The sequence below is a fragment of the Glycomyces sp. NPDC047010 genome (assembly GCF_040644205.1).
Lineage (GTDB): Bacteria > Actinomycetota > Actinomycetes > Mycobacteriales > Micromonosporaceae > Glycomyces.
This window is the reverse complement of sequence record NZ_JBEYVY010000001.1, coordinates 364,789-381,312: the sequence shown is the minus strand read 5'-3', so window position 1 is coordinate 381,312 and position 16,524 is coordinate 364,789. Positions and strand designations below refer to the sequence as shown.

12 protein-coding genes and 1 pseudogene are annotated in these 16,524 nt (G+C 71.9%); 7 read left to right on the top strand and 6 right to left on the bottom strand.

Going from position 1 to position 16,524, the window contains the following annotated elements:
* Window positions 1-23 precede the first annotated feature (23 nt).
* Complete coding sequence (locus tag AB0A65_RS01780) at window positions 24-986, top strand: 4-hydroxy-3-methylbut-2-enyl diphosphate reductase (RefSeq protein WP_359944614.1); 963 nt, start codon at window positions 24-26, stop codon at window positions 984-986.
* A gap of 57 nt (window positions 987-1,043) precedes the next feature.
* Here AB0A65_RS01780 and AB0A65_RS01775 read toward each other — a convergent pair.
* A pseudogene (locus AB0A65_RS01775) lies at window positions 1,044-2,105 on the bottom strand (DNA recombination protein RmuC); the annotation flags it as partial.
* A gap of 41 nt (window positions 2,106-2,146) precedes the next feature.
* Here AB0A65_RS01775 and AB0A65_RS01770 point away from each other — a divergent pair.
* Together AB0A65_RS01770 and AB0A65_RS01765 are read left to right on the top strand one after the other, a co-directional pair.
* Window positions 2,147-2,914 (top strand): hypothetical protein, encoded by a 768-nt coding sequence (locus tag AB0A65_RS01770; RefSeq protein ID WP_359944611.1) that lies wholly within the window; start codon window positions 2,147-2,149, stop codon window positions 2,912-2,914.
* Window positions 2,915-3,397: 483 nt separating this feature from the next.
* Window positions 3,398-6,736, top strand: coding sequence for a S8 family serine peptidase (locus tag AB0A65_RS01765; RefSeq protein WP_359944608.1), 3,339 nt, complete (start codon window positions 3,398-3,400; stop codon window positions 6,734-6,736).
* Window positions 6,737-6,796: 60 nt separating this feature from the next.
* On the opposite strand, the gene AB0A65_RS01760 is transcribed toward AB0A65_RS01765, so the two are convergent.
* Entirely contained in the window at window positions 6,797-7,927 is a 1,131-nt protein-coding gene (locus tag AB0A65_RS01760) for an alkene reductase (RefSeq protein WP_359944605.1), read from the bottom strand.
* 56 nt (window positions 7,928-7,983) lie between these two features.
* Here AB0A65_RS01760 and AB0A65_RS01755 point away from each other — a divergent pair, with 56 nt between their 5' ends.
* The gene (locus AB0A65_RS01755; RefSeq protein ID WP_359944602.1) at window positions 7,984-8,349 is read left to right on the top strand and encodes a MerR family transcriptional regulator; all 366 of its coding nucleotides are present in this window, start codon (window positions 7,984-7,986) and stop codon (window positions 8,347-8,349) included.
* A 59-nt stretch (window positions 8,350-8,408) separates the two neighbouring features.
* On the opposite strand, the gene dgoD is transcribed toward AB0A65_RS01755, so the two are convergent.
* Genes dgoD through AB0A65_RS01740 form a run of 3 tightly spaced genes read right to left on the bottom strand, consistent with a single transcriptional unit; the run spans window position 8,409 to window position 11,541 of the window.
* On the bottom strand, window positions 8,409-9,554 hold the full coding sequence (gene dgoD, locus AB0A65_RS01750) for a galactonate dehydratase (protein WP_359944598.1): 1,146 nt from the start codon (window positions 9,552-9,554) through the stop codon (window positions 8,409-8,411).
* A 44-nt stretch (window positions 9,555-9,598) separates the two neighbouring features.
* Window positions 9,599-10,333 carry an SDR family oxidoreductase gene (locus tag AB0A65_RS01745; RefSeq protein ID WP_359944595.1) on the bottom strand — a complete coding sequence of 245 codons (735 nt, stop codon included), beginning with the start codon at window positions 10,331-10,333 and terminating at the stop codon, window positions 9,599-9,601.
* On the bottom strand, window positions 10,330-11,541 hold the full coding sequence (locus AB0A65_RS01740; RefSeq protein ID WP_359944592.1) for an ROK family transcriptional regulator: 1,212 nt from the start codon (window positions 11,539-11,541) through the stop codon (window positions 10,330-10,332). The genes AB0A65_RS01745 and AB0A65_RS01740 overlap by 4 nt, the downstream gene beginning before the upstream one ends.
* 202 nt (window positions 11,542-11,743) lie before the next feature.
* On the opposite strand from AB0A65_RS01740, the gene AB0A65_RS01735 reads away from it, so the two are divergent.
* The 3 genes from AB0A65_RS01735 to AB0A65_RS01725 are packed head-to-tail and all read left to right on the top strand — an operon-like array spanning window position 11,744 to window position 14,855.
* Window positions 11,744-13,036: an extracellular solute-binding protein gene (locus tag AB0A65_RS01735; protein ID WP_359944589.1), complete on the top strand. Its 1,293-nt coding sequence runs from the start codon at window positions 11,744-11,746 to the stop codon at window positions 13,034-13,036.
* On the top strand, window positions 13,033-14,022 hold the full coding sequence (locus AB0A65_RS01730) for a sugar ABC transporter permease (RefSeq protein ID WP_359944587.1): 990 nt from the start codon (window positions 13,033-13,035) through the stop codon (window positions 14,020-14,022). The genes AB0A65_RS01735 and AB0A65_RS01730 overlap by 4 nt, the downstream gene beginning before the upstream one ends.
* Entirely contained in the window at window positions 14,019-14,855 is an 837-nt protein-coding gene (locus AB0A65_RS01725) for a carbohydrate ABC transporter permease (protein ID WP_359944584.1), read from the top strand. Before AB0A65_RS01730 ends, AB0A65_RS01725 begins: the two co-directional genes overlap by 4 nt.
* Window positions 14,856-14,922: 67 nt before the next feature.
* Here AB0A65_RS01725 and AB0A65_RS01720 read toward each other — a convergent pair whose 3' ends face one another.
* Window positions 14,923-16,521 carry a D-aminoacylase gene (locus AB0A65_RS01720; RefSeq protein WP_359944581.1) on the bottom strand — a complete coding sequence of 533 codons (1,599 nt, stop codon included), beginning with the start codon at window positions 16,519-16,521 and terminating at the stop codon, window positions 14,923-14,925.
* Between the last annotated feature and the right edge of the window lie 3 nt (window positions 16,522-16,524).

The following is a 16,524-nucleotide window of genomic DNA, read 5'->3' as shown; positions in this document are numbered from 1 at the left end:
GGGCGTCCGGTTACCATCGAGGCGTGGCAGACCCGAAGCGAGTGTTGTTGGCCAAGCCGCGCGGGTACTGCGCGGGCGTGGACCGGGCCGTGGTGACCGTCGAGAAGGCGCTGGAGCTCTACGGCGCTCCCGTCTACGTGCGCAAGGAGATCGTGCACAACCGGCACGTGGTGGACACGCTCGCCGCGAAGGGCGCGGTGTTCGTGGAGGAGAACGCGGAGGTCCCGCCCGGGTCCGTCGTCGTGTTCTCCGCGCACGGCGTGGCGCCCGAGGTCCACGACCAGGCCGCCGAGCGCGGCCTCAAGGCGATCGACGCGACCTGCCCCCTCGTGACCAAGGTCCACAAGGAGGCCCGCCGGTACGCCGAGGACGACTACGACATCCTCCTCATCGGCCACGAGGGCCACGAGGAGGTCGTCGGCACCGCCGGCGAGGCGCCCGAGCACATCCAGCTCGTGGACGGCCCCGACGCGGTCGACGGCGTCCGCATCCGCGACCCCGAGAAGGTCGTGTGGCTGTCGCAGACCACCCTCTCGGTGGACGAGACCATGGAGACCGTCGACCGGCTCAAGAAGCGCCTCCCGATGCTCCAGAGCCCGCCGAGCGATGACATCTGCTACGCGACGCAGAACCGCCAGCAGGTCGTCAAGGACATCGCCGCCGAGTGCGACGTGATGCTCGTCGTCGGCTCCAAGAACTCCTCGAACTCGGTGCGGCTCGTGGAGGTCGCCGTGCAGCACGGCGCCCGCTCCGGGCACCTCATCGACTTCGCGCACGAGATCCAGGAGGACTGGCTCGACGGCGCCGCCACCGTGGGGCTCTCCTCGGGCGCGTCGGTCCCCGACAACCTCGTGCAGGACGTCCTCGCGCACCTCGCGCAGCGCGGGTTCACCAGCGTCGAGGAGTTCGAGCCGGTCACCGAGAAGATCACCTTCCAGCTCCCGCGCGAACTCGTCACCGACCTCCGCGCCGCCGGACGCGCCTAACTCGTCCCAGGACGGGCGCCGCGCCGGCGTCACCACCGGTTCCGGGGACTCGGGCGGGTCGCCCGCGACCTCCAGCTCGCTGAACCGCCGCGCCGTCACCAGCAGCCGCGACTCGACGCTCGCGACCGCCGCGTTGTACGAGCCCACGGCCGCCTCCAGGGATGAGCCGAGGCGCGCGAAGTGCCCCGCGACCGAACCGAGCCGCTCGTGCAGCTCCCGGCCCAGCTTGTGGACCTCCTTCGCGTGCCGCGCCAGCGCCTCCTGGCGCCACGTGTGCGCCACCGTGCGCAGCAGCGCCATCAGCGTCGCCGGCGACGCGATCACCACGCCCCGCGCGAACGCGTCCTCCATCAGCAAAGGGTCCCCCCGCAAAGCGGCGTCGAGGAACGCGTCCGCGGGCACGAACAGGACCACCAGCTCCGGAGTGTCGTCGAACGCCCGCCAGTACTCCTTGCCCGCCAGCGCCTCCGCGTGCCGCCGCAGGTGCTTCGCGTGCGCCTTCAGCAGCTGGTCGCGCCCCGCCTCGTCCTCGATCTCCAGGGCCTGGAGGTACGCCTGGAGCGGGGCCTTCGCGTCGACCACGAGGGTCCGCCCGCCCGACAGCCGCACCACCAGGTCGGGGCGCACGCCGCGCCCGTCCACCGAACCCGTGTGCTGCTCGGAGAAGTCGCAGTGCTCGACCATGCCCGCGGCCTCGACGATCCGCCGCAGCTGCACCTCGCCCCACTGGCCGCGCACCTGCGGGGACCGCAGCGCGCCCAGGAGCCGCCCGGTCTGCTCCCGCAGGCCCTCCGAAATGTCGGCGACGCCCGAGAGCTGGATCCGCAGCTGCGCGTACGCGTCCACGCGCGCCTTCTCCACATCGCTGAGCCGGGTCTCGTAGCGCTGCAAGGTGTCCGCGATCGGCGCGAGCACCTGCCCCACGGCCTCCCGCGAATGGTCGGTCGCCTCGTACGCCACCGTCCGCAGTGTCGCTTCGAGCCGGTGCTCGTTCTCCGCGGCGGCCTCCAGGCGGGCCGTCGCGGCCGCCAGCTCCGCCGCCTGGCGCGACCGCCCTGCGAACCATCCCCCGACCCCGCCCGCCGCGAGGCACACCGCCGCCAATAGGACCCACGTCATAGGGGCCAGTCTAAGCGGGCGGCCGCAGGTAGAGTCGGTACATGTTCCTGTGGTTGACCCTCCTGGTGATCGCCATCCTGGTCATCGCCTTCCTGGTCCAGTCCAACAAGAAGCGCGCCGCCGCCGAGCTGGCCGACGCGCAGGCCGAGGCCCGCCGCCTGCACGAGCGCCTCGGCGGGCAGACGATGAACCTCGTCGCCCCCGGCGACAACCTGCCCGCCGGGCAGGCCCTCGCCGACGCGGGCGAGCGCTACACGGCGACCGGCTCCCAGCTGGAGCAGGCCCAGACGATCAACCAGTACCGGCTCGCGGCCGAGACCGCCGTCGAGGGCCTGCACTACGTGCGCGCCGCCCGGCTGGCGATGGACCTCGACCCGGGCCCCGAGATCCCCACGATGCGCGGCCAGCGCCGCACCGGCGCGCTCACCGAGCCGGTGACCGCCGAGGTCGAGGGCCGCCGGTACACCGGCTCGCCCGACCCGAGCGACGAGAACCGCCACTACTACCCGGGCGGCAATGTGGACGGACGCCCCGTCCCGTCCGGCTGGTACAACACGCCGTGGTGGCAGCCCGCGCTGGCGGGCGCCGGTGGCGCCCTGGTGGGCATGATGATCTTCGACGCGATGATCTCCCCGGCGTACGCGATGGGCGCGGTCGAGGGCGGTTACGCGGACGGCTACCAGGACGGCTTCTCGGACGGCGGCGACGCGTCCGCCGACGGCGGCGACGGGGGCGGCGACTACGGCGGAGGGGACTTCGGCGGCGGCGACTTCGGGGGCGGCGGGGACTTCGGCGGCGGTTTCGAGTAGCCCGCACCGATTCGGCTTCGGCCCCCGCCCCGTGTGGGCGGGGGCCGCTCTCGTGCCCCAGGGTGCAGAAGGGGTAATGCGGCCACTACTCGACGTGAGTCCCAAGCGCCCCAACGCCTTCGCGCAACCTTCTTTGTGATCTTGGTCACTTGAAATGGTCTACGTTCCGTTTCCGGAGTGTTGACGAAGCGTTACTCCGCGCCCCGCGGCGTCCCGCTTCCGCCGGGCTGCGCGGGAATCTCCCGAGTTCAGGGGCTCTGCTCCCCGCTCCCGGTACGGGTCCTTCGCCCGCTCCGCCGCATACGGCCGTTACCGGTGTTGTGTCGGCCCGTGACCGAACCGTGCGAAGTGGGGCCTTGTGCGTTCGTTTGTGGACTGGCAACGTGTCCTCGTCGGCGTCCGCGCATCCACGCGAGGCGCCGGTCGACCCCCCCCACTCCGGGCCGTACCCCGCGCCCGGAGCCCAACAGAACAGGAGCCGTCGTGACGAATCCGCAACGACGATGGCGCAGGGCGCTCGCGGCTGCGGCCGCGGGCCTGCTGGTATCGGCCATGCCCGGTACCGCGGCCTTCGCCGAGTCCGACACCGACGCACTCATAGACGACAAGGTCGCCGCCGACCTGCTGGCGGCGATCGAGTCAGAGGGCGAGGCCGAGATCTGGGTGCGCTTTGACGGCGCCCCCGACTTCGGCCCCGCCCTCGCCGCAGACACCAAGACCGAGAAGGGCTCCGAGGCCGTTGCAGCGGCCCAGGAGTTCGCCGAAGCCTCGCAGAAGGACGTGATCGACCTCCTGGAGCAGTCCGGTGTCGACTACGAATCCTACTGGGGCTCCAACACCGTGCGCGCCACCGGCGGCAAGGACCTCGTCGCCGACCTCGTGCAGGTCGCCAATGTGGACGCCCTCGTCCAGGCGCCCGAGTACGAGCTCATCGACCCCGTGCCCGAGAGCGGCTTCGGGACCACCGCCACCGAGTGGGGCGTCGACGCGATCAACGCCCCCGACGTGTGGGACCTCGGCTACGACGGCACCGGCGTCGTCGTCGCCTCGATCGACACCGGCGTGGACTACGACCACCCGGCCCTGGTGAACCAGTACCGCGGCAACAACGGCGACGGCACCTTCACGCACGACTACAACTTCTACGACGTCGCCAACGCGTGCGCCGGGGACGCCCCCTGCGACACCAACGGCCACGGCACCCACACCATGGGCACCATGGTCGGCGACGACGGGGCGGGCAACCAGATCGGCGTCGCCCCCGGCGCCGAGTGGATCGCCGTGAACGGCTGCTGCCCCAGCGCCGACGCGCTCCTGGACGCCGGGCAGTGGATCGCCGCGCCCACCAAGGCCGACGGCTCCGACCCGGACCCGTCCAAGGCCCCCGACGTGGTCAACAACTCGTGGGGCACCACGGCCTCCGTGGACGACCCGTTCTACGAGGACGTCGTGGCCCTGTGGCACGCCGCCGGGATCATCCCCGTGATGTCCCTGGGCAACAACGGCGAAGAGGGCTGCGAGTCGGCCGGTTCGCCGGGCCTGTACCCGAACGTGATCGGCGTCGGCGCCTACGACGCGGCCGGCGAGATCGCGTACTTCTCCGCCCGCGGCCCCGGCCGCGACGGGCAGGTCAAGCCCGACCTGGCCGCCCCCGGCGTCGCGGTCCGCTCCGCGATCCCCGGGACCGGCTACGGCCTCAAGAGCGGCACCTCCATGGCCGCACCGCACGTCGTCGGCGCCGTGGCCCTGATCCTCTCGGCCGCACCGGCGCTCGACGGCGACTACGAAGGGATCTACGAGGCCCTCACCGGCACCGCCGTCCCCGTGGACGACGACCAGTGCGGCGGCACCGCCGACCTGAACAACGTGTGGGGCAACGGGAAGCTCGACGCCCTCGCGGCGGTCCTCGCCTCCCCGATCGGCGACACCGGATCGATCTCCGGCACCGTCACCGACCAGGACGGCGCGCCCGTCGCGGACGCCGACCTGGTGTTCACCGGCGACTTCACCCGCCGCGCGACCACCGGCGACGACGGGGCGTTCACGCTCCCGGTCGTCCCGACGGGCACGTACGCGGTCACCGTCGACAAGTTCGGGTACGCGCAGACCACCGGCACCGTCACCGTCGAAGCGGACCAGTCCGCGGTCTTCGACGCCGTCCTCGACGCGGTCGACTCCGCGACGGTGAGCGGCACGGTCGTCGACGGCTCCGGCCACGGCTGGCCGCTCGCGGCCACCGTCGCGACCGAGGGCGGCGAGGTCTCCACGACCACCGACCCGGTCACTGGCGAGTTCTCGCTGACCCTCCCGGTCGGCGAGTGGGACCTCGTGGTCGACGCCGACTACCCCGGCTACCAGACCGTCACCACCGGCGTCGTCTCATCGAACGACCTCGTTGTTGAAGTGCCGATCACCGAGGACTGCACCGCGCCCGGCTACGGGTACGAGCCCCTCGGGAACGGCTTCGAGGGCGGCACCGCGCCCGCGGGCTGGACCGTCGTCAACCGCGCCGAGAACCCGTGGACGTTCGACGACCCCGGCGGGCGCGGCAACCGCACCCCCGGCTCCGGCGGGTTCGCCATCGCCGACTCCGACGAGCAGGGATCGGGCGGGAAGCTCCTCGACTCCGACCTCGTCTCCCCGGTGTTCGACCTGTCCGCCGCCGACGAACCGGTCCTGTCGTTCGCGACCGACTACTACAAGGGCTCCTACAACACCGTCGCCGAGGTCCTCTTCAGCCCTGACGCCGGCGCCACGTGGGAGACCGTGTGGGCCCCGACCGCGAACGCCCGCAACCAGACCGTCGAGATCGACCTCACCGAGTGGGCCGACTCCACCGCGGCGCAGGTCAAGTTCCACTACAACGACAACACCACGTGGGCGTGGTGGTGGGAGATCGACGACGTGTTCGTCGGCACCTCCCGCGACTGCACCGCCATCGAGGGCGGCCTGGTGCGCGGCACCGTCACCGACCTGGAGACCGGCGAGCCCTTCGCGGGCGCCGTGGTCACCCACACCGCGTCCGGCTACTCGGCCGTGACGGACGCCGACGGCTCCTACTGGACGTTCGCGCCCGGCTCGGGCCCGAGCGAGTTCAAGGCCGTCGTCGCCGACTACGGCTCCGCCACCGAGGACGTCGCGATCGTCCCCGACGCCGTGACCACCGCGGACTTCGGGATCGGCGTCGCGGACATCAGCATCTCCGCGTCGTCGGTCAGCACCTACGTCCAGCAGGGGGCGACCTGGTCGACCCGGCTGCGGCTCACCAACACCGGGACCGCCGACGGCGACGTCACGTTCTCGGTCTCCGACGGCGGCTTCGCCATCCTCGGCTACGGCTACCCCGGTGACACCTCGTGGCTGACCACGAGCGTCGACGCGGTCACCGTCCCCGCCGGGGCCACGGTCACCGTCACCGTCAAGACCAGCGCCACCGCCGACGCGGGCGTCGACCAGCCCGGCACCTACACGGCCGTGCTGACGGCGAACTACGTCAGCCCCAACGAGTCGCCCACAGTGGACGTCTCGATGCTCGTCGTCCCGACGGTCGAGCAGGGCAAGGTCACCGGGACCGTCCTCGCCGCCACCTGCGACGGCGACACCGTCCCGCTCGGCGACGTCCAGGTCCAGGTCCGCGGCGCCGACGGCGACCGCTTCCACTTCTGGACCGACGACAACGGGGACTACTCCTACTGGTTCCCCGAGGGCGACTTCACGATCATCGCCTCCAAGGACGGCTACGCCGCCGACTTCGGGAGCCTCGCGCTCCCGGCCGGCGACACCGCCGACCTCAGCTTCACCCTGGAGGAGCTGAACTGCTGAGACCCGACTGAACACCCGGCCCCCTGCCGCACCGCGGCAGGGGGCCATTTGCGTTGCGCCCTAGAGGAACGGGTAGTCCGTGTACGCCTCCGGGCCCCGCCCGTACATCGACCGGTCCTCCCGCACCGGCGTCAGCGCCGCACCCGTCTCGTACCGCGCCACCAGGTCCGGGTTCGCCAGGAACGCCCGCCCGAACGCGATCGCGTCCGCGCCCGCCTCCAGCAGTTCCACGCCCTTCGACAGGCCGCCGTCCGCCGGGATCGGCAGCGGGTCGCCCAGCTCCGGGTTCGCGACCAGCGGCCCCGCCCAGCGCCGGCGCAGCTCCCCGAACAGCGCCTCGCCCGGCAGCGCCCGCCCGACGTGCAGGTACGCGAGCCCCAGCGGCGACAACGCGTCGAGCAGCGCCGGGAACACCGCCTCGCTGTCGGACACGTCGATCCCGTTCCCCGTGTTCCACGGCGAGATCCGCAGCCCCGTCCGCTCCGCGCCGACCTCGGCGACCACCGCCTCCACGACCTCGACCACGAACCGGATCTTGTTCTCCACCGAGTCGCCGTACCGGTCGGTGCGCCGATTCGTGGACGACGACAGGAACTGGTTGAGCAGGTACCCGTTCGCCGCGTGGACCTCCACGCCGTCGGCGTCCGCCCGCAGCGCGTTCCGGGCCGCCGCCGCGAACTCGCCCACCGCCGCCTTGACGTCCGCCTCGGTCATCTCGACCGGGACCGGCGCCTCCTGATGCCCTGTGGGCGTGTGGATCCCGCCCGGCAGCCGCACCGCCGAGGGCGCGAGCGGCAGCAGCCCGCCCGGGTTGTTGTCCGGGTGCCCGATGCGCCCGCCGTGCTCGATCTGGAGGACCAGGAGCCCGCCCTCCGCGTGGACCGCGTCGGCGACGGCACGCCAGCCCTCGACCTGCGCGTCGTCGTAGAGCCCCGCGATCTCGGGGTACGTGAACCCGGCGGGGGAGGGGGTGCTCGCCTCGCCGACGATGAGGCCCGCGGTGGCCCTCTGGCCGTAGTACTCGGCCATGAGCGGGAGCGGCACGCCCGCGAACGTGGCGCGGTTGCGGGTCATGGGGGCCATGACCATGCGGTTGGGGAGCTCCAGGGCCCCGAGCCTCACGGGCTCGAAGAGGCGCCGGTCGGTGCTCGCGGAGGCGGTGCCCGCAGGGGCGGCGGTTTCGTTCGTCATGCGGGTACCGTAGAACCTGACACCCATGTGAGGTTCAAGGGATTGTGAGGCACGCCATGCGAATCGGTGAGCTCGCGAAGCGGACCGGCGTCTCCGTCAGGTCCCTGCGCTACTACGAGGAGCGCGACCTCCTCGCCTCCGAGCGCACCCCCGGCGGCCACCGCGAGTACGCGGACAGGGCCGTCGACCGGGTCATCCGCATCCAGGTGCTGTTCGCGGCCGGGCTCGACTCGGCCACCGTCGCCTCGGTCCTCCCGTGCATCCACGACGAGGACGGCGGCCCGAACGAGCTCACCACCGAGAGCCTCGCCCGCGACCTCATGGCCGAGCGCGAGCGCATCGACCGCACCATCGCCGACCTCCACCGCACCCGCGCGATCCTCGACGAGGTCATCGCCACCGCGGCCCTCCCCACCGCATAGCGAAGGGCCCCAGCGCTTCCGCAGTGGGGCCCTCCCGTCCTCAGTCGGCTACCGCCGCGCTACCACTCCGCGAACGTGCCGTCCTTCAGCCGCCACACCTGGTTGCGCCACCGGTGCCCACGCTCGGCCGCCTTCCGCACCGCCGCCTCGTCGACCTCGATGCCGAGCCCTGGTTTTGTCGGACGTGCGACGTAGCCTTCGTCGAATGCGAACACCGAGGGGTCCACCAGGTAGTCCATGAGATCGTTGCCCTGGTTGTAGTGGATGCCGAGGCTCTGCTCCTGGATGAGGAAGTTCGGCGTCGCGAAGTCCACCTGGAGGCTCGACGCGAGCGCGATCGGCCCCAGCGGGCAGTGCGGCGCCAGCGCCACCCCGTGCGCCTCCGCCATCGCAGCGATCCGCCGCACCTCCGAGATCCCGCCCGCGTGCGACAGGTCCGGCTGCGCGACCGCGATCCCCGTCGGCAGCACGTCCCGGAAGTCCCACCGCGAGTACAGCCGCTCGCCCGTCGCGATCGGGATCGACGTCCCCGCGGTGACCGTCGCCAGGTCCCGCGAGAACTCCGGGGTGAGCGGCTCCTCCACGAACAGCGGCATGACCGGCTCCAGGAGCGGCAGCACCCGCCGGGCCATCGCCGCCGAGAAGCGGCCGTGGAAGTCGATCGCGATGTCGAAGTCGTCGCCGACCGCCGCCCGCAGCTCCGCGAACTGCCCCGCGATCCGCTTCACCGCCGCGGGCGACTCGATCGGGCCCAGCTGCGCCGCGCCGTTGCACTTGACCGCGTCGAAGCCGTGCTCCTTGGCGCGCAGCGCGTCCTCGGCGAGCGCCTGCACGCTGTCGCCGCCGATCCACGAGTACACGCGCACCTTGTCGCGCACCGCGCCGCCGAGCAGCTCGTACACGGGCACGCCCAGGGCCTTGCCCTTGACGTCCCACAGGGCCTGGTCGATCCCGGCGACCGCGCTCGACAGCACCGGCCCGCCGCGGTAGAACCCGCCCTTCGTCATGACCTGCCAGTGGTCCTCGATCCGGGACGCGTCCGCGCCGACCAGCCGCTCGGCGAGCGCGTCCACGACCGCGGCCACGGCCTCGGCGCGGCCCTCGACGACCGGCTCGCCCCAGCCGACGACCCCGTCGTCGGTCTCGATGCGCACGAACAGCCACCTCGGCGGCACGAGGAAGGTCTCGATCTTGGCGATGTTCAAAGGAACCTCAATCTCTGGTGGAGGACTCGGGTGTGCGGCGGCGCTCAGCGGTGCCTGACCCGCCAGCCGCCGTCGACCGGCAGCTCCGCGCCGGTGACGTACGCGGCCTCGTCGGACGCGAGGAACGCGACCGCCGCGGCGACCTCCTCGGGCCGCCCCATCCGGTTCGCGAGCGTGCGGCCCGCCTCGTCGGCGATCGACTCCGGGGACATCCCCGCGAACTGGCGCGTCATGATCGGGCCCGGCACGACGGCGTTCACGCGCACCGCGGGCGCGTACTCGACCGCGAGCTGCCGCACCAGCGCCCCCAGCCCGCCCTTCGCCGCCGCGTACGCGGCGAACCCCGGATACGACGCGTGCGCATGGACACTGGACACCGCCACGACCGCGCCGCCCACGGCCGCAAGCGAAGGCGCCAGCGCCCGCATGCCCAGATAGGCGGCCTTCAACGTGACCGCCTGGACCAGGTCCCAGTCGTCCTCGGGCAGCTCGTGCGGGGCGCCGAACCGCAGCGCGTACGCGTTCGACACGAGCACGTCCACCCGCCCCTGCTCCCGCAGCACGATGCCCGCCAAGGCATCCCAATCGGCGGCCTTCGACACGTCACAATGGACGAACCGGGCCGACGCGATCTCCGTGGCGATCGACGCCCCCGCCGCCTCGTCCACATCCGCCACGTACACGGCGGCACCCTCAGCAGCGAAGCGCCGCACGCACGCCGCACCGATGCCCATCGCCCCGCCCGTCACCACCACGGACCTCCCCGCGAACCGGTTCACGCGCCCGCCCCGTCCGTCAAGTCCACCAGCGCCGCCGCCAGGCCCGGCCGCTCCCGCAGGATCAGCGCCGCACCCCCGACCGCGCCCGCCCGCGCCCCCAGATCCAACGCCGCAGGCACCACGTCCACATCCCTCACCAACGTCAGCGCATACCGCCGGATCGCCGTCCGCAACGGATCGAGCAGCACCTCGCCCGCCCGCGCCAGCTCCCCGCCGACCACGATCCGCTCCGGGTTCAACAGGTTGCACAGGCTCGCCAGCACCCGCCCCGTCGTCTGACCCACGTCCGCGAGCACCCCCTCGCACGCCCGGTCCCCGGCCGCCGCCGCCGACAGCACGTCCTCCACGGAAGCCTTCGCCCCCAGATGAGGACGCACCGCCTCCAGCACCGCCGGAATCCCCGCCCGCAGCACCAGGCACCCCCGGTTCCCGCACGCGCACGCCGGACCGTCCACGTCAACCGACGTGTGCCCCAGCTCCCCGGCCGCCCCCACCGCGCCCCGGAACAGCCGCCCGTCCAGGATCAGCCCCGCCGCGATCCCGCTCGACAGGCCCACGTACAGCAGGTCCCGTACGCCCTTCCCCGCGCCGCTGTACGACTCGGCCACCGCTTCCAGCCGCGTGTTGTTCTCGATCGCGACCGGCAGCCGCAGCCGCCCCGCGAACTCGTCCGCCGCATGCACATGCGACCACGGCTGGTCCGGCAGCGACGTCGACACGATCCCCGTCGCCCGCTCGATCGGCCCCGGCAGCCCGATCCCCGCGCCCACGATCCGGGCCCGGTCCAGCCCGTGGCGCTCGATCAGCCGGTCCAGCACGTCGGCGGCCACGTCGATCCGCTCGGCCCAGCCCAGACCGGTGTCCACGGGCTGCCCGGCGCTGGCGATCTCGTTGTGGCCCAGGTCGGAGAGGTGGACCCAGACGTGGTCGAAGGTGAAGTCCATGCCGAGCGCGACGGCCGCGGCGGGGTTGACGACCAGGGCCTCCTTGGCGCGGCCGTCCGTCCCGGGCCCGGCGGCGGCGGACTCGACGATGAGGCCGCGGGCCATGAGGTCGGCGACGATCGTCGACACGGTGGTCCGGGAGAGGTCGGCGCGGCGGGCGAGCTCGGCGCGGTGCACGGGCCCCTTGCGGAGCAAGAGGGTCAGCAGGCGCTCCTGGTTCGCCCGGCGCAGGGACTGGAGGGAACCGCTGCTTGTCCGGGGCATGCGGCGATCATACCCGTCGCCCATAAATCTGTGTCAAGAGTCTTGACGAACTTACGTCCACACCGTTAAATTTCGTCCACAGACTTTCGCAAACCCCTTCATGAAAGGCGAATCGATGCCTGCATCCCTCGGGACAACGCCGTCTCCTACTGCGCCGTCTCAAACCGCGCCGTCTTCCGGCACGCTCTCCCGCCGCGGCCTCATGCGCGGAACCGCCCTCGGCGCCGCCGCGGGCGCCCTGTCCGCCTGCGCCCCTTCGGCGGGCGGCGGCAGCGGCGGCACGACGCTCACGATCATGGCCCCGGAGAACGAGTTCAGCCCGGAGTTCCTCAAGACCGCCGAGCAGGAACTGGGCGTCACGATCAAGCGCGTCGAGGTCGACCCCACCAAGCTCACCGCGATGCTCGCCAGCGGCACCGCCCCCGACCTGGTCCGCGGCCTCGGCGCCGTCGAGACGCCGTACATCGTCGCCCGCGACCTCGCCCTGCCCCTCGACGACTACTTCGCGTCCTCCGAACTCCTCAAGGCCGACGACATCGACCCCGTCAACGACGTGTGGCGCTACGACGGCAGCGTCCAGGGCCAGGGACCGCGCTACGGCATGGCGAAGGACTACTCCCAGGACGCCATGTTCTGGTACAACACAGCGCTCTTCGACGCCGCGGGCGTCGCGTACCCCTCCGAGACCGAGCCCGTCACCTACGACCAGTGGCTCGACACCGGCAAGGAGCTGACGCAGAAGGACGGCGACACGACCTCCGTCTACGGCCTCTCCGCGGGCGGCCTCGGCCTGTTCATCAGCCTCGCGAACATGACCGCCTCCGCGGGCGGCAGCCTCCTGTCCGAGGACCTCGGCGCCGTCGACTTCTCGTCCCCAGAAGGGCGGAAGGCGCTCCAGTGGTACCTGGACTACGCCCGCGCGAAGGTCGGCTTCAGCCCCGTCGAACCCAACCCCGACGGCTGGGACTGGCCCCCGTACCAGACCGGCCGCCTCGCGGTCTCCTGGTCCGGCTACTGGTTCGGCGGCGCCGTCGCCGCCGAGGCCGACCTCGCCGCCACCTCCCGCCTCGCCCCCGCCCCGACCATGGGCGGCGAGCGCCTCAGCCCCTGCTTCGGCGCCACCGGGTACTGGATCCCCAAGGCGTCCAAGCAGCAGGACGAGGCGTGGCAGCTCTTCGAGTGGTTCATGGGCGGCGACCCCGCGAAGGAGCGCGCCGCCGGGGGCTGGGGCCTCCCGAGCCTCCTGTCCCTGCGCGCCGACCTGCCCACGGGCACGCCCGCGCAGGAGCAGGCCCTCGCCGCCGTCGAAGCGGAGGCCGACTACTTCAAGGTCCTGTCGTTCTCCCCGTACGTGAAGGTGGAGGCCCTCGACGCGGTCCTCAACCAGTACCTGCCCGACGCGATCAACGGCGACGCCACCGCCGCCTCGCTCGGCGACACCCTGAACGCCGACATGAACGCGCTCCTGGACGAGGGCAAGGAGCTCGTCAAGTGACCGCGGTCCCCGACACCGCCCCGCCCCCCGGGGCGCCCGCCCGGTCCCGCCGTCGCACGCGGGGCCGGGCGGGCCAGCGGACCCGCACGTTCTACCTCTTCGTGGGCCCGTGGATCGCCGGGTTCGTGCTCCTGACGGTGTTCCCGCTCGGGTACGCGTTCTGGATGAGCCTCACCAACACCGACGGGCTCTCCCCAAACTGGTCCTATGTGGGCCTCGACAACTACGTGCGGGTGTTCCAGGACGGGCAGACCATCGCCTCCCTGGGCCGCACCGGGATCTTCATGCTCGCCACGGTGCCGACGGGGGTCGCGGCGGGCCTGCTCATGGCGGTGCTCCTCAACCGCGACTTCCGCGGCCGGGCCCTCTTCCGGGCCCTGTTCTACCTGCCCGCGGTCGTCCCCGGCGTCGCCGCGGCCCTCACGTTCAAGATCATCTTCGACAAGAACGCGGGCGCCGCCAACGCCGTGATCGGCGCCGCGGGCGGCGAACCGGTCTCCTGGCTCGCCGACCCGTACGTGCGGTTCGTGCTCATCCTCATGATCCTGTGGGGCGTGGGCGGGTCCATGATCGTCTCCCTCGCCGCCCTCCAGGACGTCCCCCGCGAACTCCTCGAAGCGGCCAAAGTTGACGGCGCCGGACCCGTGTACTCCTTCTTCAAGATCACCCTGCCGCTGCTCAGCCCGATCATCTTCTTCCAGGTGGTCACCGGCGTGATCGGCTCGCTCCAGGTGTTCGTGCCCTCGCTGCTCCTCGCGCCCGTCAACGGCCCGGCCGCGGTCACCGCCGTGCCGGAGGGCAACTACTTCTTCATGGTCCACGTCTACGCCGAGTACTTCGCCAAGAGCCACTTCGGATACGCCTCCGCGCTCCTGTGGGTCCTGTTCCTCTTCGTCCTGCTCATCACCGGACTGGTCTTCAAACTCGGGAACCGGGCGGTCTTCTACGGCGGGGTCGACCCGTCCGAACCGAAGGAGGGCCGGTGACCGAGCGCATCGCCCGCCGGGCCCGCGTCACGGCCCTGTACGTCTCCCTCATCACCCTCGCGGTGGTCTTCTCCGGGCCCCTGGGCTGGCTGATCCTCACCTCTTTGAAGGCCCCGAGCGAACTCTCCGTCTTCCCCGTCCAGTGGTTCCCCGCGGTCCCGCAGTGGCGCAACTACATCGACGCCCTGACGTTCATCGACTTCCTCGGCTACGCCCGCAACTCGCTGCTCCTCGCCACCATCACCTCGGTCCTCACCACGGTGTCCTCGGCGTGGATGGCGTACGGCTTCGCCCGGCTCTCGGCCCCGGGCAAGAAGTTCTGGTTCGGGCTCCTCATCTCCACGATGATGATGCCCGGCATCATCACCCTCATCCCGACCTACCTGATGTTCGCGAAGCTCGGCCTCGTCGACACCTACGTCCCGTGGGTCCTCTGGGGGCTCTCCGGCGCCGCGTACATGGTGTTCCTGTTCCGGCAGTTCTTCTCCGGCATGCCGAAGGAACTCGAAGAGGCCGCGATCCTCGACGGCTGCGGCCACGTGCGCATCTTCTGGCGCATCTTCATCCCGCAGTCCTGGCCCGTCCTCGCCGCGTGCATGGTCCTGACGTTCACCGCCAGCTGGGGCGATTTCATCGCCCCGAGCCTCCTCCTGAGCGCCGACCGCACCACCCTCGCCGTCGCCATGACCGCGGGCTACGTCAACGAGAAGGGCTTCCCCGTCCAGAACCTCCTGGCCGCGGGCAGCACGATGTTCATCCTCCCGGTCCTGCTCATGTTCCTGTTCTTCCAGCGCTTCTTCGTCCAGGGCTTCTCGACGTCCGGGTTGAAGTAGTCGTCCGGCGCCCGGCCTCGGCGAAGCTTGCGAGCAGTAAATGCGCATGGCCCCGGCCGGGCGCCGGTCACCGCCGGGGGCGGCGGACCGACCGACCGGTCAAGACACCGGTCCGCCGCCCCTCAGCGATCGCCAAGGCGCCGTTGACGAAGACGTACGGGATGCCCGCGGCCTGCCGCCGGGGCTCGGCGAACGTGGATCGCGCGTCCACAGTGTCCGGATCGAAGAGCACCAGGTCTGCCGCGAAGCCCTCCTTGACGAGGCCGCGGTCGGTGAGGCCCAGGACCGCGGCGGGGCGGCCGCTGAGGTGGGCCACGCACTCCGCGACGCCGAACAGGCCCAGCTCCCGGGTGTAGTGCCCGAGGTAGCGGGCGAAGGAGCCCCAGGCGCGGGGGTGGATCTTGTCCCCGGCGAGCACGCCGTCCGACGATCCCGTGTGGACGCCGTGGCGCATGATGGCGCGCACGTTCTCCTCGTTGCCCACGTGCATGAGGCACCCGGTCCCGAAGTCGTCGCGCAGCAGCAGGTCCAGGTAGAACTCGGCGGGCCGCCGCGTCCCGGCCGCCTCGGCGACGGTCTTGCCGACGTAGCCGCGCAGCCCGGGGTCGGTGACGCCCGCGATCTCGTACCGGTCCCAGTGGCCGGGGACGCCGTTGGCGCCGTCGGTGCCGGTGACGTCGAGTTCATGGACGATCCGCGCCCGCGTCTCGGGGCTGGCGAGCCGCTCCCGAAGGGCCCCATAGCCACCGGCGAGCGACCAGCTCGGCAGGAGCGCCGCGAGCATCGTCATGCCGGGAAGGTACGGGTAGGTGTCGAGGCTGACGGGCACGCCCTCGTCGAGGGCCTCGTCCACGAGCTTGAGGAGTTCGGCGGCGCGGCCCGCGTTGACCTCGTAGTTCAGGGTGGCGTGGGCGAGGTGCAGGGCGCACCCGGCCTCGCGGGCGATCTGGATCATCTCCGCGTAGCCCTCCATCGCACCCGCGCCGTAGCTGCGCTGGTGGGGGCCGAAGTAGCCGCCGTACTGAGAGACCACTGTGCACAGCTCCACGAGTTCCGCCGTGGCGGCGTACATCCCGGGGGTGTAGCTGAGCCCGGCCGAGAGCCCGAACGCGCCCTCCTCCATGCCTTGGGCCACTTGGGCTTTCATCGCGGCGAGCTCGGTGTCGGTGGGCGGGCGGTCGTCCCAGCCCATCGCGAGCATCCGGACCGTGCCGTGGGGGACCAGGTAGGCGGCGTTGACGGGGATGCCGCGGCCGCCGATGCCCCGGTCGAGGCGGTCGAGGAACTCGCCGACGGTGCGCCAGTCGTGCTCGACGTCGAGGCGGCCGTTCCAGGCGGCGATGGCGTCGCGCATCTGCGGCGCGGTCGTGTCGTCCACGGGCGCATAGGAGAGGCCGTCCTGGCCGAGCACTTCGAGGGTGACGCCCTGGCCGAGCTTGGCGAGGTGGTCGGGGTCGGTGAGGACGGCGAGCTCGGAGTGGGCGTGCATGTCGATGAACCCGGGCGCGAGCACGAGCCCGCCCGCGTCGATGACCTCGGCCCCGTCGAGGCGCTCGCCGATCCCGGCGATACGGCCGCCGCGGACGGCGACGTCGGCCCGGTAGAGGGGCGCGCCGGTGCCGTCGGCGATCTCGGCACCCCGGATCACGAAGTCTCCTGCGGTCACTGC